This is a genomic window from Microbacterium aurum (assembly GCF_016907815.1).
Classification (GTDB): domain Bacteria; phylum Actinomycetota; class Actinomycetes; order Actinomycetales; family Microbacteriaceae; genus Microbacterium; species Microbacterium aurum.
Genome location: NZ_JAFBCQ010000001.1, coordinates 2,439,410 through 2,456,995, shown reverse-complemented (window position 1 = coordinate 2,456,995; position 17,586 = coordinate 2,439,410). Strand labels below are relative to the sequence as shown.

Here is a 17,586-nt window from a genome sequence, read left to right as displayed (position 1 = left end):
CTCCAGTTTACGGTCCCGCGGCCGCGATCTTCGCGAGGGTGCGGAGGTTGCGGGTGGTCGTGGTGCCGGTGTACGACGATCGGGCCAGCGCCTTGGCGAACGGGGTGTCCACCGAGCGCCCCTTCGGCGGGCTCCAGTACACGACGCCGAAACCGGGCTGCACGAGATCGTCCGGCGACTCGAGCTCTTCCGCCGTGTGCGCGAGAGCGTCGCGCACCGCCCGATCGCGGCAGAAGACCACGTACGGCTGACGGCCGGCGTCATCGGCGTCGAACGGGAAGCCCGCGATCGCCGCATCGAGCTCCCGCATCGTGACGAGCACGATCCACGCCTCATAATCGAACCGCTCGCCGAGGGCACGCTCGATCGTCTCCGTCAGGTCGGCACGGGCGGATGCCGCGGCATCCGCCTCGAAGCGCACGTTCCCACTCGCGAGGACCGTCGTCACCCGATCGAAGCCGAGGTCGCGGAACAGCGCCGCGAGCTCGGCGCTGCGGACCGTCACGCCGCCGACGTTGACTCCGCGCAGGAGCGCCACCCATGTCGTCATGCCCGAACGCTACCGCGCCCGGCCGACATCAGGCGGCGCCGATGGTGTCCAAGAACAGCTCGTGGAAGCGCGTCTCGCCCGACACCTCCGGGTGGAAGGCGGTGCCGAGCAGCCTGCCCTGCCGGACGGCGACGACCGCGCCGTCGTCGAGCGTCGCGATCGTGCGGGCGGCGGGGCCGACCTCGACGACGCGTGGGGCGCGGATGAAGGTTGCGTGCGTCGTGGTGTCGAACCCCTCGACCGTCAGGTCGGTCTCGAAGGAGTCGACCTGACTGCCGAAGGCATTGCGCTGCACCGTGACGTCGAGGCCGCCGAAGGTCTCCTGACCCCGGATGCCGTCGGTGATGCGGTCCGCGAGGAGAATCAGGCCCGCGCAGGTGCCGTAGACGGGCAGACCGCCCGAGATGGCGTCGCGGATCGGCTGCTGCATGCCGAAGGCGCGGGCGAGCTTGTCGATCACGCTCGACTCGCCGCCGGGGATGACGAGCCCCGAGATGGCCGCGAGCTCCTCGGGCCGGCGGACGAGCACGACGTCGGCGCCGAGCGCCGTGAGCACGCGCGCGTGCTCACGGACGTCCCCCTGCAGCGCGAGGACGCCGACGCGCGGCATCCCCGCGGTCACCATCCGCGCTCGGCGAGGCGGTGCGGCGCCGGCAGGTCGGTCACGTTGATGCCGACCATAGCCTCGCCGAGTCCCCGCGAGACGTCGGCGATGACCTTCGCGTCGTCGAAGAACGTCGTGGCCTTGACGATCGCGGCGGCACGGGCGGCGGGGTTGCCGCTTTTGAAGATGCCGGAGCCCACGAACACGCCGTCGGCGCCCAGCTGCATCATCATGGCGGCATCGGCCGGGGTGGCCACTCCCCCGGCGACGAACAGGACGACGGGCAGCGTGCCCGTCTCGGCGATCTCGGCAACGAGGTCATAGGGCGCCTGCAGCTCCTTCGCCGCGACGTAGAGCTCGTCCTTCGACAGCGCGCCGAGTGCGGCGATCTCGCCGCGGATCTTGCGGATGTGCTTCATCGCCTCCGAGACGTCGCCGGTGCCGGCCTCGCCCTTGGAGCGGATCATGGCCGCGCCCTCCGTGATGCGCCGCAGCGCCTCGCCGAGGTTCGTCGCCCCGCAGACGAACGGAACGGTGAAGTCCCACTTGTCGATGTGGTTGACGTAGTCGGCGGGCGAGAGCACCTCGGACTCGTCGATATAGTCCACGCCGAGCTCCTGCAGCACCTGCGCCTCGACGAAGTGGCCGATGCGCGCCTTCGCCATGACCGGGATCGAGACGGCTTCGATGATGCCGTCGATCATGTCGGGGTCGCTCATCCGCGACACCCCGCCCTGCGCGCGGATGTCGGCGGGCACGCGCTCGAGCGCCATGACGGCGACCGCGCCGGCATCCTCGGCAATCTTCGCCTGGTCGGGCGTGACGACGTCCATGATGACGCCGCCCTTCAGCATCTCGGCGAGGCCGCGCTTGACGCGCGAGGTTCCGGTGGCGGCAGTGGACACGAGTGCTCCTTCGAGGATGTCGAATTGACCTAGGCCAAAAGCTAGCATGGCCGAGCACGTATGCTGAACGTCGTGCACGGCGACATCCCCGACGAGACCTCTGACGCGATCGGCGGCGGGTCGGCGAACGAGATCGCCGCCAGCATCCGGCGCCGCATCGAGCGCGGCGACCTCGATACCGGCGCCGTGCTCCCCCCGGTGCGTGCGCTCGCCGAGCGGCTCGGCGTCAACCGCAACACCGTCGTCGCCGCCTATCGGCAGCTGGCGCAGGCCGGCCTCGTGGCCAGCCGGGGCCGCGGCGGCACGGTAGTCGCCGGAGCGGCTCCGGCGCCGCAGGAGGGGTTCGCCCAGGGCAGTGTGCTGCGCGATATCGGCACCGGCAACCCCGACCCCGACCTCATCCCCGACCCCTCGCGCGCCCTCGCGGCGGTGGTGGGCCGACCCGTGCTCTACGGTGAGCCGGTCATCGATCGCGGTCTTGACGCGTGGGCGACGGCGTGGCTCGGCGAGGCCCTCGACCCGGCGCTGGCGTTCCGGCTCACGGTCACCAGCGGCGCGTCGGACGCGATCGACCGGCTGCTGTCGCAGACCCTCACCCGCGACGACCCGGTCGCCCTGGAGGACCCCTGCTTCCTGTCCAGCCTCAATACGGTGCGCCTCGGCGGATACCGGCCGGTGGCCGTGCCGGTGGATGCCGAGGGGATGACCGTCGCGGGACTGCGCGCCGCCCTCGCCGCCGGCGTCCGCGCCGTCGTCTGCACCCCACGGGCGCAGAACCCCACGGGGGCGAGCCTGTCGCCGCGCCGCGCCGCGGAGCTCCGGGAGGTGCTGGCCGACCACCCGTACGTGCTCGTCATCGAGGACGACCACTACTCGCTGCTGTCGACCCAGCCCTACCACTCGCTCATCGGCACCGGCCACCGCCGGTTCGCACTTGTGCGGTCGGTGTCGAAGTTCCTGGGTCCCGACATGTGCCTGGCGATCACCGCCTCCGACCCCGATACCGCCGAGCGCCTCGCGCTTCGGCTGAGCCCCGGCACGACGTGGGTGAGCCACCTGCTGCAGCGGCTCACGCACGCGCTGCTCGCCGATGACACGGTGCACGCCGGCATCCGTCGTGCGTCCGCGCACTATGCGCGCCGCAACGACGCCTTCGCCGCTCTCCTCGCCGAGCACGGTATCGACGCCGACGTCGGCGATGGCCTCAACGTGTGGGTGGCACTCCCGGTCGGCGCCCGCGCCGTCTGCGAGCAGCTCATGCGGCGCGGCTGGCTCGCCCGGCCCGGCGACGAGTTCATCCTCGCCGACACCGGCGCCGCCCGGCGGCTGCGCCTCACCGTCCATGACCTCTCCGATGCCGACGCCCGGCGCCTGGCATCCGACCTCGCCGCCGCCATCGAGGCGGCGGACCTGAAGAAAGCGGGTTGATCCGTGAAGATCCTGTCCATCCAGTCCGCCGTCGCCTACGGCCACGTCGGCAACTCCGCCGCCGTCTTCCCGCTGCAGCGGATCGGCGTCGAGGTGCTGCCGGTGTACACGGTGAACTTCTCCAACCACACCGGGTACGGGGCGTGGCGGGGGCCGCTCATCTCCCCCGCGGATGTGCGCGACGTCATCACCGGCATCGAGGAGCGCGGCGTCTTCGGCGAGATCGACGTCGTCCTCAGCGGATACCAGGGCTCGGAGGGCATCGGCGACGTCATCCTCGACGCCGTCGCGCGGGTGAAGGCGGCCAACCCCGCAGCGGTGTACTCGTGCGACCCCGTGATGGGCAACGCGAAGAGCGGGTGCTTCGTCGCACCCGCCATCCCGATCCTGCTGCGCGAACGGGTGGTGCCGGCCGCCGACATCATCACTCCCAACCAGTTCGAGCTGGGCTTTCTCACCGAGACGGAGCCGAGCGACCTGGAGTCGACCCTCGCCTCCGCCGACGCGGCGCGCGCGATGGGGCCGGATGTCGTGCTCGTGACGTCGGTCGAGCGTCCCGACCGCCCGGAGGGGACGATCGAGATGCTCGCCGTCACCGGGGACGGCGCGTGGATCGTGCAGACCCCGCACATCCCGATGAAGGCGAACGGCTCGGGCGACGTCACCGCTGCGCTGTTCACGGCGCACTACCGCGCGAGCGGGGATGCCGCGGCCGCCCTCGCGAAGACCGTCTCGAGCGTGTGGGACCTGCTGCAGCTGACGCACGAGTCCGGTCAGCGCGAGCTGCAGCTCGTCGAGGCGCAGGAGTTCTACGCCCACCCCCGCCTGCAGTTCGCGGTCACCCGCGTGCGCTGACCGCGAGCGCCGCGGCGACACGGCGTCCCTGCACCGAGTCAACGGATGTGCACCGAGGTCTCGGTGCACATCCGTTGTCTCGCGTCGCGAGGGGTCGGGGCGGGGTTGCGGACGGGTGGGTCAGGCGGGCCAGGCGGATGCTACGGCCTCGCGCACCTCGCCGAGAAGCTGCGGCAGGGCTTTGGTCTTGGCGATGATCGGGAAGAAGTTCGCGTCGGTCGCCCACCGCGGCACGATGTGCTGGTGCAGGTGCTCGTCGACGCCGGCACCGGCGACCGCGCCCTGGTTCATCCCGATGTTGAACCCGTCGCAGCGGGAGACCTGACGCAGCACCCGCATGGCGGTCTGCGTCAGCGCGCCGATCTCGGCGACCTCCTCGGCGGTGGCCTGGTCGTACGTCGGGATGTGGCGGTAGGGGCACACCAGCATGTGGCCCGAGTTGTAGGGGAACAGGTTCAGCAGCACGTAGGCGGTCTGGCCGCGGTGGACGATGAGCCCCTCGGCATCCGTCCGCTGCGGCGCCGCGCAGAACGGGCATCCCGACCCGCGGTTCACGTCCGCACCGGCGGTGATGTACGCCATCCGATGCGGCGTCCAGAGCCGCTGGAACTCGTCCGGGACCCCCGGCAGGGTCGCGGCGTCGATGAGCTCGCCCTCGCTCATCGCCCGGCTCCGCTCACGCGAGATCCTCGGCGGTGTTGACGAGGGCGTGCGACGCGATCGCACCGACGATCTTCTCGATCGCCTCGTCGACGGGGATGCCGTTGGTCTGCGACCCGTCGCGGAACCGGAACGAGACCGTGCCCTGCGACCGGTCCTGCTCCCCCGCGATGAGCTGCAGCGGCACCTTCTGAGTCGTGTGCGTGCGGATCTTCTTCGGCATCCGGTCGGCGGAGTGGTCGACCTCGGCACGCACACCGCGCGCGCGCAGGCGGTCGATGATCTCGTCGAGGTAGGGAGCGAAGTCGTCCGCGACGGGGATGCCGACGACCTGTTGGGGTGCCAGCCACACCGGGAAGGCACCCGCGTAGTGCTCGAGCAGGATCGCGAAGAAGCGCTCGATCGAGCCGAACAGCGCGCGGTGGATCATGATCGGGCGGTGCTTCTCGCCGTCGGGCCCGGTGTACTCCAGGCCGAAGCGCTCGGGCAGGTTCGGGTCGACCTGCACGGTCGACAGCTGCCAGGTGCGGCCGATCGCGTCGCGGGTCTTGAGGTCGATCTTCGGGCCGTAGAACGCCGCCTCGCCGGGGACCTCGGTGAGCTTCAGCCCCGAGGCGACGGCGACGTTGCGCAGGGCGTTGGTGGAGTACTCCCAGAACTCGTCGGAGCCGATCCACTTGCTCTTCTCGTCGTCGCGCATCGACAGCTCGAGCTCGAAGTCGTCGAGGCCGAAGTCGCGCAGCATCGAGGTGACGAACTCGAGCACGCGCGTCGCCTCGGTCTCGAGTTGATCCTCGGTGACGAACAGGTGCGAGTCGTCCTGCGTGAAGCCCCGGACCCGGGTGAGCCCGTGGAGGGCGCCGGACAGCTCGTTGCGGTACACGGTGCCGTTCTCGGCGAGCCGCATCGGCAGGTCGCGGTAGCTGCGCGCGCGCTCCTTGTAGATGAGGATGTGCATCGGGCAGTTCATGGGCTTCAGGTAGTAGTCCTGGCCCGCCTTGGTGATGTTGCCCTCGGCATCCCGCTCCTCGTCCATCACGATCGGCGGAAACATGCCGTCGCGGTAGGTCACGAGGTGGTTCGAGGTGAGGAACAGGTCCTCCTTCGAGATGTGCGGGGTGTACACGTAGGTGTAGCCGGCCGCGATGTGGCGACGGCGCGCGTGCTGCTCCATCTCGCCGCGGACGATGCCGCCCTTCGGATGCCAGACCGACAGCCCCGAGCCGATCTCGTCGGGGAAGCTGAACAGGTCGAGCTCCTTGCCGAGCTTGCGGTGGTCGCGCTTCGCGGCCTCCTCGAGACGCTGCTGGTAGGCCCGCAGCTCGTCCTTCGTGGGCCAGGCGGTGCCGTAGATGCGCTGCAGCTGCGGGTTCTTCTCGCTGCCGCGCCAATACGCCCCGGCGATGCGGGTGAGGTCCCAGCCGTTGCCGACCAGGCGCGTCCCCGGCACGTGGGGGCCGCGGCAGAGATCGCGCCAGGCGGTCTCGCCGTCGCGGGTGACGTTGTCGTAGATCGTGAGCTCGCCGGCGCCGATCTCCGCCGACGCGCCCTCGGCGGCGTTCGCGCCGGAACCGGGGCCTCCGGCGAGGTCGATGAGCTCGAGCTTGAACGGCTCGTCCGCCATTTCGGCGCGCGCCTCGTCCTCGGTGACCACGCGACGAACGAACCGCTGGTTCTCGCGGACGATGCGCTCCATCTCCTTCTTGATGGCCTTGAGGTCTTCGGGGGTGAAGGGATCGTCGACGCCGAAGTCGTAGTAGAAGCCGTCGGTGATCGGCGGGCCGATGCCGAGGTTCGCCTGCGGGCGGATGCGCTGCACCGCCTGCGCGAGGACGTGCGCCGTGGAGTGGCGCAGGATCGCCAGACCGTCGGCGCTGTCGACGGTGACGGGCTCGACCGCGTCCTCGGCCGTGACGACGGTCGCGAGGTCTTTCAGGTCGCCGTTCACGCGTAGGGCGATCACGGAGCGGTCGGGGAACAGCGCGAAGCCGTCGGCGGGGTAGGTCACGTCAGTCACGGGGATCCTTCTTCGATCAATGCTCCTCCCAGGCTATCTCTCGCCCGCACCTGGCTCGTGAGCGCCATGATGGATGCCGTGAAGCTCGCCCTCGTCGGAGTCGTGCTGCTCCTGGCGGGCGGCGCCGCCGTCGCGTCCGGCGTGCTGCCCGCGGACGAGGCGGGAGCGATCGCGGAGCGCGTCTGGCCGATCCTGCTGTTCGTCGTCGCCGTCACGATCGTGGCGGAGCTGTCCGCGACCGCGGGCGTCTTCGACGTCGTGGCCGCGCGCCTGGCACGCTGGTCGCGCGGTCGCATCGTCACGCTGTGGCTGTTGATCGTCGGGTTCGCCGTCGTCGTGACGGCGTTCCTGTCCCTCGACACGACCGCGGTGCTGCTGACGCCGGTCGTCGTCGCGGTGGCACGCGCCAACGGCCTGCCACCGCTGCCGTTCGCGTTCACGACGGTGTGGCTGGCCAACACGGCATCGCTCTTCCTCCCGGTCTCGAACCTCACCAACCTGCTGGCGGCGCATCGGCTCGACGAGGGCGGGGTGCCGGTGCCGTTCCTCGCGCTGCTGGGGCCGTCGGCTCTCGTGGCTGTCGCCGCCACGGTGCTGCTGCTGTGGACGTGGCACCGGCGTGCCCTGTCAGGCCGGTTCGCGATCGGCGCGCCGCCGCGCGTCGCCGATGCCGTGCTCCTGCGCGGCTCAGCCGTCGTGCTGATCGTGCTGCTGCCGCTGCTCGTCAGCGGCATGCCGCCGTGGCTGCCCGCGCTGGCCGCGGCGGCAGCGCTCACGGTCCTGTTCGCCTGGCGCTCGCCCGGTGCGTTGCACCTGCGGCTCGTGCCGTGGCAGCTCGTCGTGTTCGCGTCGGGGCTGTTCCTCGCGGTCGGCGCGCTGGAGGCGGGGGGGTCGGCGCAGGTTCTCGCCGCCGCCACCGGCTCCGGCGACGATCTGCTGTCGCTCTGGCAGCTCGCCGGCGCCGGGATGCTGGGCGCGAACGCCGTCAACAACCTGCCCGCCTACCTCGCCCTCGAGAGCGTCGCCGATTCGCCGGTCCGGCTCGCCGCGCTGCTCATCGGGGTGGGCGCCGGCCCCCTGACCTGGATCGTGTCAGTTTAGTGCCCCACGCCCGGCCGGAGTGCGGCGATGATGTCGGCGGCTTCCCCCGTTGGCGGGGTGGTCGCGGTGAGTTCGTGTCCGTCGATGGTGATCGTGACGTCACGCAGCGGGCGCAGCGCGCGGACGATACGGCGGACCGTCACGCCGGTGGTCTTGTAGAGGTGCCGGCTGATCGCGAGAGCGCAGAACACGACGGTGAGGTGCGCGTGGATCGAGTCCGCGGTCGACGCGAACATCGGCCTCGCCCGCAGGTCGGTCTTTGCCATCCGGAACGTCGCCTCGACCTGGAACAGGTCATGGTAGGCCGCCACGATCTCTGCAGCGGAAGCCGTCGCGGTGCTGAGGTTGGTGACGTACCCCTTGAGGCCGATGTATTCGCGGGCCTTCTCGACTCTTGCCCAGTTCACGCCGGGCTTGGTGCCGAGGGTGACGAACCGGTCCTTCTTCGCCGGGCGGGTGCCGGCAGCGATCTGCTCGGCGCGTTCGATCTGCTTGTTCAACGTGATGTTGTCGCGGATCTTCCGCTTGTGGGAGTACTGCCACACCACTCGCCGCTCCCGCGCGTTCACACCCGCACCCATGGTTCGGGTGGTCTCGACCGTCTCCCCATCGGTGACGATGTTCCCGACGGTCGCGTAGTGCTCGGCGAGATCGTATGGCGCGGAGGAGGTGCGGGAGCCGACGATGAAACCGAACCCGGCGTCCTCCAGCCGGTTCAGGTTCGCTGCGGACAGCATGCCGGCGTCCGCGACGACCACGACCTCGGTCGCGGAGTGACGTTCGCGGAACTGGTCGAGGACGGGCAGCAGGGTGAGAGTCTCGCCCCTGTTGCCCGCGAACTCGTGGACTTCGAGGGGGAACCCGCCCTGGTCCACGAGGAGGCCGACGAGGATCTGCGGGTCGACGCGGCGCTCTTTGCTCATCCCGACCTTGCGGAGCTTGTCTTCACGCTCCGCCTCGAAGTAGAGGGTGGTGACGTCGTAGAGCACGACGGTGAGCGGGCCAGATCGGGTCGCATGCGCGTAGGCTGCGGCGGCGATCTTCGACCGCCAGTCCTGCTCAACGCTGCGGGCGAGGGTCCGCCACACGGTCGACAGCGACGGCGCACCCGGGACACCGAGCTCGTCCCACACCCGCAGCGTGTCCGCCTTGCTGGTCGGCTCGACGACGCGGGCCAGGACCAGCTTCTTGAATGTGTCGTTGCCGACCGCGTCGAACCCGAGACGGGCGTAGGCGTCCTCGAGGACATCCCACAACAACCTGGACCTCGACCCGGTCACCGTCGGCGCGGTCGTGGCCGGCGGCGTCGCGCCCAGCCCGTCCAGATCGAACGGGACATGCCCGGCCAGCTCCGCGATCCGCTCCCGCGCGATCGCGACCAGCACCGCGAGCTGCTCATCGTCGTGCGCGGAGCCGAGGTGCTCCACGATCGTCCGCACACCACGGGTCTTCGACGCGATCTGCACCGCCGTCGCACCCGACGCGGTGCGCACCTTCCGCACGAACCACCCCACCGAGCGAGTCTAGATCGACGCCGTTAGTGCCCCGCACGAGGCACCAACACCCCCGGAAAATCAAGCCTCAACGATCCTCAACCCGCGAAATCACCCGACGGTGACACGATCCAGGCCTGATCACCCCGTGGGCGTCGCTGGCGACCCTGCTGTGGCACGAGCGGCTGCGCGCGGTGGGCGTCGACGTGCCGTGGCGCCGCTACGTGCTGTGGGGACTGGTGGCCGCTCCCCTGGTGGTCGCGCTGGCCGTGATCCCCCTCGCGTGGCGCTGACGCCGGCGACGGATGCCGGCGCGCACTCTCACTCGACGTTGAGGTCGACCTGGATCTCGCCCGCGAGGTCTTCCAGGGCACGACGGATCACCGCGGCATCCGCCCCCTCGGGGATGCTCACCTCGACGGTGGCCTCGAAGAGGATGCCGCCGGCCATCGGGGCATCGAGCGTGCGGCTGCGGAAGGTGTCGATAGACAGGGCGTGGGCGGCGATCGTCGCCGTCACGTCGCGGACGATGCCGGGACGGTCGTTGCCGAGCACGGTGATGTGGAGGGTGCGGGGCGCGGGAGCGGCGGCCGAAGTGCCGGTGTGGACCGCGACCTTCAGCATCCCCTCCAGAGACTGCAGCGACGCCACGAGCTCGTCGACGCGCGCATCGTCCACCCGGACGAGCACGATGCCCGCGAACGCGCCGGCCAGCTCCGCGAGCTCGCTCTGCTCCCAGTTGGCGCCGGCCTCCGAGACCTTCTGCGCGAGGGCGTTCACGAGACCGGCGCGGTCGTCGCCGACGACGGTGAGCACGAGTTGGGCCATGCGTCGAGGTTAGCGCTCAGGATGTCGGCAGGAACATGTTCTGACGGAGACCTACCGTTGCATGGGGTACACCGCGCCCGATCCCCTGCGCACGCCTCGTCTACGTGCCGGGAGAAGCCTCGATGGCCGTGAAGTGAGTGGTGAGACCCTTTCCGCCGCGGAGGGTCACACTGAGGGTGTAATTCCCCGGCCCCGGGATCGCGATCGACCGCGCGTCTATCTGGAGGGGAATTGTGCCGTATACGTTGGCGTCCACGTCAGGCGTGTCAGCAGCCTCTCCATCCACTTCGATTTCACTTAGAACTTCGGGCGAGCCGTCTTTGCGTAGTGCCACGTTGATGTGAAAATTGCGCGCTGACGCCCGATGGGACACGAGTATGCCGATATCCGCCAGCAGTGGAGCGGGGTAGCTTCCTCGCTGGACATAGCTGATGCCGCCACCGAGAACGTGCAAGAGACCCTCGCGCACCGAGACGGCATCTGCGACGATCAGTGCGGAGACGTGCACTTAGGCACCCCCAGCATTCGCCGCGCCTCCGAGCGCCATTCTTCCAGCAAGCCGACCGGAGCTTCGCACATGCACGTCGCGGCCAACCGATGCAGACGCGGATGCAGACATCACCCAGTCGTGCTTGGTGATCTGAAACCCGCCCGATTCGTCGCCCATGCGTTTCATCGACCTCCAATCGACTTGGAGGTAGGCGATACCCAAATCCTCTCTGATGGAAGCCACCCTGGCTTGCGCACACAGGCCAGCCTCGGGCTCATAGGCCAGTGCCATGCGCCCGCGACTAAGCGTGCCGCCGGAAACATCTTCAAGCAACGCGACGGTCTCTCCGTCATGGTCGGTGGAGTTTAAGTCGATCATCACTCGCGGAGTCATGTCGAATCCCCCTTCCAGGCTGGGTTTGGTCGTCGGTCTCTGAACAATGTCACAAGATGCTCCAAGTCTGGTGGATTCGAGAGATCAGCGCCACCAATAAGGCAGTGGTGCTCAGGAGGTTCATCAATATGTACGTGGTACCCCAAACGGCGCAGGTCGCTGGAAGTGACGACTGAGATCCGATCGCCATTGGTGAAGGCGGGCGTGATTGCCTCACATAGCCGAACTATGGCGTCGTCGATGGATTCGCCGGGGGCGAGTGCAGTAGCGAACGCTGACACACCGTGTCGCTCGGGTCGACTCTTTCCTCTATCGCCCAGCGCTTGCAGACGCATCGACTTTGTCATGCTCTCGATGCCCCAGGGAGAAAAGCGAACCACAACGAGTTCTGTCGACGGACCCGCGGGCATAAACACACCTTACAGGCGACGAAACCGGGCCGGTGCGTGGCGCCCGACTGGCCCGGCGGCACGTCGATGTCTGGGCCGCGCTATCGCGGGGAATCCTGGCAAGCCTCGATCCTCCGAAACGAACGCGAAGCCGCCGAGGGTCGCGAAGCGGCAGGGGTGAGTCCCATAGCGGGGCGTCGCGGCGACGCCTGATCCGCTACGCGCGTCAGAACAGCGCGCCGATGTCGTGTTTCGCTCTCGGCAACTCGCCGCCACCTCCGTTGAGCCGAAAACGCACCCTACGGCTCCGCCGCCGGTGCAGGTTCGGCTCCTGACTCCACGTCAGACGGAACGAGCCCGTGCCCGTCGTGTTAGCCGGATAGATCAGCGTGATGGAGAGATGTTCGCCGAACTCCGCGCGTGCTCTCGTCTCACGTGAGAACGCGGAGAGCAAGCCGCCGCCCTCCTGCTCGAACTGCACGTCGCGGGCATCACCGCGACCCCGGTTTGACGCCGCTGCGGTGACTCGCACCTCGCCGTCGCTATCTGGCTTGATCACCACACCAGTCACCCACCGCGGCGCGGGCGTCCGGTTCCGCCAGAACGTCGCGCCACTGATCACCAGACTCGCGCCCGAGACGACCAGCGCCCACCAGCCCACATCCACGCTTGCTACTGCGCGAAGCGTCGATCTGACGAGGGCGGCGTGGGCGTCGGGAACCACTTGCCACACGCGCGGCATGTCCGGCCAGAGGCTGTCAGGCGGTTGTCGGGCACGGTGTCGACCGAATCACAGTTAGGGCATTGCATGGGCCGAACGTATCGACTGCGAGAGCGTGGCACGCGCCGCCGCGCCGCCCTCGAACCCGCCGGATGTGGCACGTAGATGGCACGAACGGCGTTCAGGCGTGGGCCGGAAAAGAAAAAACCCCCGGCGAACCGGGGGCTTCAGGTGGTGCGCGATACTGGGATCGAACCAGTGACCTCTTCCGTGTCAGGGAAGCGCGCTACCGCTGCGCCAATCGCGCCTGTACAGGCGTATTCAGTTGTCTAGCGAGGTGGCGACGGGATTCGAACCCGTGTAAACGGCTTTGCAGGCCGGTGCCTAGCCGCTCGGCCACGCCACCATGTGGATTAACCGTGTGGTTTGACCCCACGTGCCGTGATCGCTGTGACACGATCCCTGCACTCGAGCGGATGACGAGACTCGAACTCGCGACCCTCACCTTGGCAAGGTGATGCGCTACCAACTGCGCTACATCCGCGTGCTCCCTGGTTGCCCCGGGCGCTTGATCGACTTTAGTCCACGAATCGCCAAGTGCAAAACCGGGCGGAGCCCGCGCGTGTCACACCCGGACGATTCGTGACAGCGCTCCGCATCCGGTAGCATCATGACTCGATCCCCTGCGGATCACGGGCGATTGGCGCAGTTGGTAGCGCGCTTCCTTCACACGGAAGAGGTCATCAGTTCGAGTCTGGTATCGCCCACCACACCTCCTCCCTCACCCTCCGACGGTCCAGCCGTAGCGCAGCTGCAGCGCGCGGGCGACGACCGCGAACCGCTCCAGGTCGAGCGCCGACGCCTCGCGGCGCATGCCGGCGGTGTGCACGCTGTACAGCTGATCGATGTCGACCCAGGAGGGACGCCCCTTCGAGTCCCACCCACCCGAGCCGATCGGCAGGAAGTCGCGATCGCCGTCGTGGGCGATGCTCGTGAGCTTCACCGCGTACACCCGATCTTCGCTCTGGCGCCCGATGACGAGCACCGGCCGGTCCTTGCCGCGACCGTCGCGCTCGGCGTACGGCACCCACGTCCAGACCACTTCCCCGGCGTCGGGCTCACCGTCGAGGTCGGGGGCATAGGTGATGCGCAGCCCGCGACGGTCGGGCGGATCGATCTCGATCGTCGCGGTGTCACCGGCACTTCCCGGAGCGATGTCGCGGACGGATGCCGTCGCCTGCGCCGTCTGCGCGCGTGCGGGCCGCTCCGGCGTGCGCTGCGGGGCCTGGCGCCCCGGTGCGGTGAACAGTGTCACGATCCCCCGGAGAAACCGGGTGAGGGAGCCGCCGTCGGTGTTGCGCGTCGCCATGCCGCCACCATAGCGAGAACGGCCGAGGGGCGCCGGATCGTGTGATCCGGCGCCCCTGTGCCGTGGTGGCTTGCTGTGTGACAGGTGTCAGTCGACGAGCGCGTAGCCCTCTTCACCGTGGACGACGGTGTCGATGCCGGCGATCTCGTCCTCGTTCTTCACGCGGAATCCGATCGTCTTCTCGATCGCGAGGCCCAGCACGTAGGCGACGACGAAGGAGAAGATGAGGACGGCCACCGCGGCGACGAACTGCACGACGAGCTGCTCGAAGCCGCCGCCGACGAACAGGCCGGTCCCGGTGGCGAAGAAGCCGAGGTACAGCGTGCCGATGAGGCCGCCGACGAGGTGGACGCCGACGACGTCGAGCGAGTCGTCGTAGCCGAGCTTCCACTTCAGCTCGATCGCCAGGGCGCAGACAGCACCGGCGATGAGCCCGAGCAGCAGCGCCCAGCCCGGGGCCAGGTTCGCGCAGGAGGGCGTGATCGCGACGAGACCCGCGACGGCGCCGGACGCGGCGCCGACCGACGTGGACTTGCCGTCCTTGAGCTTCTCCACGATCACCCAGCCGAGGATCGCCGCGGCGGTCGCGCCGAGCGTGTTGACGATGATGAGGCCGACCGAGGAGTCCTCGGTGCCGAGCAGGCCGAACGTGCCCTCGGCGCCGGCGTTGAAGCCGAACCAGCCGAACCAGAGGATGGCCGCACCCAGCATCACCAGCGGCACGTTGTGCGGCTTGTGGATGCCCTTCTGGAAGCCGACGCGCTTGCCGAGGACGAGCGCCAGCGCGAGCGCTGCGGCACCGGCGTTGATGTGCACCGCGGTGCCACCGGCGTAGTCGATGACCGTGACATCCCAGCCGAAGCTCTCGCCGAGATTCATGATCCAGCCACCGCCCCAGACCCAGGCCGCAACCGGGAAGTAGACGACGGTCGCCCAGATTCCGGCGAAGATCATCCACGAGCCAAACTTGGCGCGGTCGGCGATCGCGCCGGAGATGAGCGCGACCGTGATGATCGCGAACGTGGCGCCGAACGTCGCCCCGACCAGCGTGTCACTCGACGCGTTCGCGAGACCGAAGTCGGAGAACGGGTTGCCGGCGAGCCAGGTCGGACCGTCGGTGATCGCCGACATGTTGAACCCGTAGAGGATCCACAGCACGCCGACCAAGCCCATCGCGCCGAAGCTGAGCATCATCATGCTCACGACGCTCTTCGCCTTGACCAGCCCGCCGTAGAAGAACGCCACACCGGGCGTCATAAAGAGCACGAGGGCTGTCGCGGCGACAGACCACGCGAGGTTTCCGCTGTCCATGAAGTTCCTCACTCATGTGTTGTGTAACTCGGGCCTGGACACCGCTGCTTTCGGGTCGCGGCTGTCCTGGCGAGACTCAGTGTGACGACGCGCGGTTTCCACCGGCATGCGTGTCGTGTTTCGCGATCGTTACGCGGATGCCGCGTGGGTAAACATCACGTTTCGTGACGCCGAAAAGGGCGCGAGAATCCCCCGCCGAACGGCGGGGACACCGGGTCAGGAGTGCGTCAGGGCGTTCAGGCGTGAGATGGCGCGCAGATACTTCTTGCGATACCCGCCGGCGAGCATCTCGTCACTGAACACGGCGTCCAGCGCCTGACCGGTAGCGCGCACCGGGATCTGCGCGTCGTACGCCCGATCGACGAACGCCACGAGCCGCAGCGCGGCGGACTGATCCTCGAGGGTCGTCACGTCGCGCAGCCCGATCATTCCGACGCCGTCGATGAGGCGGAGATAGCGCGACGGGTGCACGGTCGCGAGGTGCGCCACGAGGTCGCCGAACGCGTCATCGGAGACGACGGCGTGCGCGGCGGCATCCGTGATCGCCGTGCGGTACCCGGCGTCGTCGAGAGTCACCGCGTGGCCGTCGAGCGCTCGCTGGCGGTAGTCGGTGCCGTCGATGCGGATCGTCTGGAAGCTCGACGCCATGGCGTGGATCTCGCGGAGGAAGTCCTGCGCCGCGAACCGTCCCTCACCCAGCGCGTTCGGCGGGGTGTTGGAGGTCGCCGCGAGCTTCGTGCCGGTGGGAACCAGCTCACCGAGCAGGCGCGTCATCACCATCGTGTCGCCGGGGTCGTCGAGCTCGAACTCGTCGATGCACAGCAGATCGGCGCCGCGGAAAAGCTCGACCGTCTTCTGGTAGCCGAGCGCGCCGACGAGCGCGGTGTACTCGATGAACGAGCCGAAGTACTTCCGGCGGGCGGGCATGGCGTGGTAGATCGACGCGAGCAGGTGCGTCTTTCCGACGCCGAACCCGCCGTCCAGGTACACGCCGGGCTTCATCTCCGGCGCCTTCTTCGCACGCCGGAACAGACCCCCGCGCTCGGCCGGCGCTCCCCCGCGGCTGAACGCGATCAGCAGATCCTTCGCCTCCTGCTGCGACGGGTAGTGCGGGTCGGCGCGATAGGTGTCGAAGGTGGCGTCGTCGAACTGCGGGGGCGGAACGAGCGCGGCCACCATCTCCGTGCCGGAGACCTCGGGTCGACGTTCCCTGAGGTGCACGACCCCCGCGACGGCGCCGGTCATGACGCCGCCTCCGCCGGAACGAGTTCATGACTGCGCAGCCACTGCGTGATCGCGTCGGTCCAGCGCCGCTGGTCGTAGTTCCACAGCTTCGTGTGGCGAGCGGTCGTGAACACCTGCAGTTCCACGAGGTCGGGTCGTGCCTCGGCGAGCCGGTGCGATGCGCTCGAGGGCACGAAGCCGTCGTCGTCGCTGTGGAGGATGAGGACGGGATGCCGCAGCTCCCCCGCCCGGGCGACGACGTCGAGCCGGTCGAAGGGGATGGGGCCGTCCGAACCCGTCGCGGCGCTGGCCCAGTCGGTCCGCAGCGCGCCGATCGCGAGGTCGGTGACCGGCGCCGGCAGCCGGAGCGCCTTGCCCTGGTACGCCAGCACGATGCGCCAGTCGATCACCGGCGAGTCGAGGATGACTCCGGCGATGAGCTCACGATGCGCTGAGCCGAGGGCGACCTGGAGGGCGATCGCTCCGCCCATCGACCACCCCATGAGCAGGATGCGGCGGGCACCGTGACGGCGCGCCCAGCCGATGGCGGCGTCGACGTCACGCCATTCCGTCGCGCCGAGCGCGTAGGTTCCGGCGCGGGTGCGCGGCGCCTCGCCGTCGTTGCGGTACGACACCACGAGCGAGGTGATGCCGAGGCCGTGGAACACCGGAACCGCGCGCAGGCACTCCGCCCGCGTCGTGCCGCGGCCGTGGATCTGGATGACCCAGGTCTCGGCGGCGGCGTCGTCGGGTGTGGCAGCGGGGAAGAGCCACGCCGGGCAGGTGCCGAGCGCCGCGTGGACGTGCTCGACGGTGAAGGGCAGGTGCAGCTCCTCCGGACGCTCGTAGTACCACCCGCTGAACGCCGCCTCCGAGGAGAGCGTCGACGCACCGGTGACCTGCGTGAGCAGCTTGCGCTTGACGGTGTGCGCGTCGCTGGAGAGCACGGTGCCGACCTTGAGGTAGTCGGTGCTGCCGTGTGTGAACAAGCCGTAGCGGCCGGGCAGCTCGGTGTCGGGCGTGCGAGCGAGGGTGATCGTCTGCGCCGGGACGTCGATGTCGACGATGTGCGTGTCGGGGACGCGCGCGGCCGGGGTGACGACGCGTCGCGCCATCCGGAGAGCGACGACGCCGAGCAGCGAGAGCGTCGTGAGGAGGGCGGTCAGCAGCGCCACCGCGAAGGATCGCAGGGTCGCCGGGGCGCCGAATCGTGAGCCGTCGACGGCGGCGCGCCTGGATGCCTTCATC

17 protein-coding genes, 4 tRNA genes and 1 pseudogene are annotated in these 17,586 nt (G+C 69.1%); 5 read left to right on the top strand and 17 right to left on the bottom strand.

Annotated features, from left to right (window positions below):
* Positions 1 to 7 precede the first annotated feature (7 nt).
* From JOD60_RS12110 to pdxS, 3 genes are read right to left on the bottom strand one after another with little or no spacing between them, the layout of a single operon-like run.
* Positions 8 to 550, bottom strand: a complete 543-nt coding sequence (locus JOD60_RS12110; RefSeq protein WP_076690835.1) for a DUF1697 domain-containing protein — start codon at positions 548 to 550, stop codon at positions 8 to 10.
* 28 nt (positions 551 to 578) lie between these two features.
* Positions 579 to 1,175 (bottom strand): pyridoxal 5'-phosphate synthase glutaminase subunit PdxT, encoded by a 597-nt coding sequence (pdxT, locus tag JOD60_RS12105; RefSeq protein ID WP_076690834.1) that lies wholly within the window; start codon positions 1,173 to 1,175, stop codon positions 579 to 581.
* A complete protein-coding gene (gene pdxS, locus JOD60_RS12100) occupies positions 1,169 to 2,107 on the bottom strand; it encodes a pyridoxal 5'-phosphate synthase lyase subunit PdxS (protein ID WP_275578789.1) in 939 nt (312 codons plus the stop codon). Before pdxS ends, pdxT begins: the two co-directional genes overlap by 7 nt.
* 12 nt (positions 2,108 to 2,119) lie before the next feature.
* Between pdxS and JOD60_RS12095 the strand changes: the two genes are divergently transcribed.
* Positions 2,120 to 3,487 carry an aminotransferase class I/II-fold pyridoxal phosphate-dependent enzyme gene (locus tag JOD60_RS12095; protein ID WP_076690832.1) on the top strand — a complete coding sequence of 456 codons (1,368 nt, stop codon included), beginning with the start codon at positions 2,120 to 2,122 and terminating at the stop codon, positions 3,485 to 3,487.
* A 3-nt stretch (positions 3,488 to 3,490) separates the two neighbouring features.
* Positions 3,491 to 4,342, top strand: a complete 852-nt coding sequence (gene pdxY, locus JOD60_RS12090; RefSeq protein WP_076690831.1) for a pyridoxal kinase PdxY — start codon at positions 3,491 to 3,493, stop codon at positions 4,340 to 4,342.
* 120 nt (positions 4,343 to 4,462) lie between these two features.
* Here the strand turns inward: pdxY and JOD60_RS12085 are convergent, their stop codons facing one another.
* On the bottom strand, positions 4,463 to 5,005 hold the full coding sequence (locus JOD60_RS12085; RefSeq protein ID WP_076690830.1) for an HIT family protein: 543 nt from the start codon (positions 5,003 to 5,005) through the stop codon (positions 4,463 to 4,465).
* A gap of 13 nt (positions 5,006 to 5,018) precedes the next feature.
* Positions 5,019 to 7,019, bottom strand: a complete 2,001-nt coding sequence (gene thrS / locus JOD60_RS12080) for a threonine--tRNA ligase (protein WP_076690829.1) — start codon at positions 7,017 to 7,019, stop codon at positions 5,019 to 5,021.
* Positions 7,020 to 7,085: 66 nt separating this feature from the next.
* Here thrS and JOD60_RS12075 point away from each other — a divergent pair, with 66 nt between their 5' ends.
* A complete protein-coding gene (locus JOD60_RS12075; RefSeq protein WP_232321779.1) occupies positions 7,086 to 8,120 on the top strand; it encodes an SLC13 family permease in 1,035 nt (344 codons plus the stop codon).
* Here JOD60_RS12075 and JOD60_RS12070 read toward each other — a convergent pair.
* On the bottom strand, positions 8,117 to 9,634 hold the full coding sequence (locus tag JOD60_RS12070; protein WP_076689818.1) for an IS1634 family transposase: 1,518 nt from the start codon (positions 9,632 to 9,634) through the stop codon (positions 8,117 to 8,119). The genes JOD60_RS12075 and JOD60_RS12070 overlap by 4 nt on opposite strands.
* 116 nt (positions 9,635 to 9,750) lie before the next feature.
* Here JOD60_RS12070 and JOD60_RS12065 point away from each other — a divergent pair.
* Positions 9,751 to 9,906: pseudogene (locus tag JOD60_RS12065) on the top strand (arsenic transporter); the annotation flags it as partial.
* 28 nt (positions 9,907 to 9,934) lie between these two features.
* Here JOD60_RS12065 and JOD60_RS12060 read toward each other — a convergent pair.
* The 7 genes from JOD60_RS12060 to JOD60_RS12030 all read right to left on the bottom strand — a co-directional run bounded on the left by JOD60_RS12060 (position 9,935) and on the right by JOD60_RS12030 (position 12,978).
* Positions 9,935 to 10,441, bottom strand: coding sequence for a glycine cleavage system transcriptional repressor (locus JOD60_RS12060; RefSeq protein ID WP_076690828.1), 507 nt, complete (start codon positions 10,439 to 10,441; stop codon positions 9,935 to 9,937).
* Between the two features lie 100 nt (positions 10,442 to 10,541).
* Positions 10,542 to 10,949 carry a hypothetical protein gene (locus JOD60_RS12055; protein WP_157127945.1) on the bottom strand — a complete coding sequence of 136 codons (408 nt, stop codon included), beginning with the start codon at positions 10,947 to 10,949 and terminating at the stop codon, positions 10,542 to 10,544.
* A complete protein-coding gene (locus JOD60_RS12050) occupies positions 10,950 to 11,324 on the bottom strand; it encodes a hypothetical protein (RefSeq protein ID WP_157127944.1) in 375 nt (124 codons plus the stop codon). It lies immediately after the preceding gene.
* A 615-nt stretch (positions 11,325 to 11,939) separates the two neighbouring features.
* Positions 11,940 to 12,455: a hypothetical protein gene (locus tag JOD60_RS12045; protein ID WP_157127943.1), complete on the bottom strand. Its 516-nt coding sequence runs from the start codon at positions 12,453 to 12,455 to the stop codon at positions 11,940 to 11,942.
* Positions 12,456 to 12,666: 211 nt separating this feature from the next.
* Positions 12,667 to 12,741, bottom strand: a tRNA-Val gene (locus tag JOD60_RS12040).
* Between the two features lie 28 nt (positions 12,742 to 12,769).
* A tRNA-Cys gene (locus JOD60_RS12035) sits at positions 12,770 to 12,840 on the bottom strand.
* A 65-nt stretch (positions 12,841 to 12,905) separates the two neighbouring features.
* Positions 12,906 to 12,978 (bottom strand) — tRNA-Gly (locus JOD60_RS12030).
* A 150-nt stretch (positions 12,979 to 13,128) separates the two neighbouring features.
* On the opposite strand from JOD60_RS12030, the gene JOD60_RS12025 reads away from it, so the two are divergent.
* Positions 13,129 to 13,204 (top strand) — tRNA-Val (locus tag JOD60_RS12025).
* 11 nt (positions 13,205 to 13,215) lie between these two features.
* On the opposite strand, the gene JOD60_RS12020 is transcribed toward JOD60_RS12025, so the two are convergent.
* From JOD60_RS12020 to JOD60_RS12005, 4 genes are all read right to left on the bottom strand, one after another.
* Positions 13,216 to 13,803 (bottom strand): type II toxin-antitoxin system PemK/MazF family toxin, encoded by a 588-nt coding sequence (locus tag JOD60_RS12020; protein ID WP_076690825.1) that lies wholly within the window; start codon positions 13,801 to 13,803, stop codon positions 13,216 to 13,218.
* An 87-nt stretch (positions 13,804 to 13,890) separates the two neighbouring features.
* Positions 13,891 to 15,114 carry an ammonium transporter gene (locus JOD60_RS12015; RefSeq protein ID WP_076690824.1) on the bottom strand — a complete coding sequence of 408 codons (1,224 nt, stop codon included), beginning with the start codon at positions 15,112 to 15,114 and terminating at the stop codon, positions 13,891 to 13,893.
* Between the two features lie 216 nt (positions 15,115 to 15,330).
* Complete coding sequence (zapE, locus tag JOD60_RS12010) at positions 15,331 to 16,359, bottom strand: cell division protein ZapE (RefSeq protein WP_076690823.1); 1,029 nt, start codon at positions 16,357 to 16,359, stop codon at positions 15,331 to 15,333.
* Entirely contained in the window at positions 16,356 to 17,585 is a 1,230-nt protein-coding gene (locus JOD60_RS12005; protein WP_076690822.1) for an alpha/beta hydrolase family protein, read from the bottom strand. The genes zapE and JOD60_RS12005 overlap by 4 nt, the downstream gene beginning before the upstream one ends.
* Between the last annotated feature and the right edge of the window lies 1 nt (position 17,586).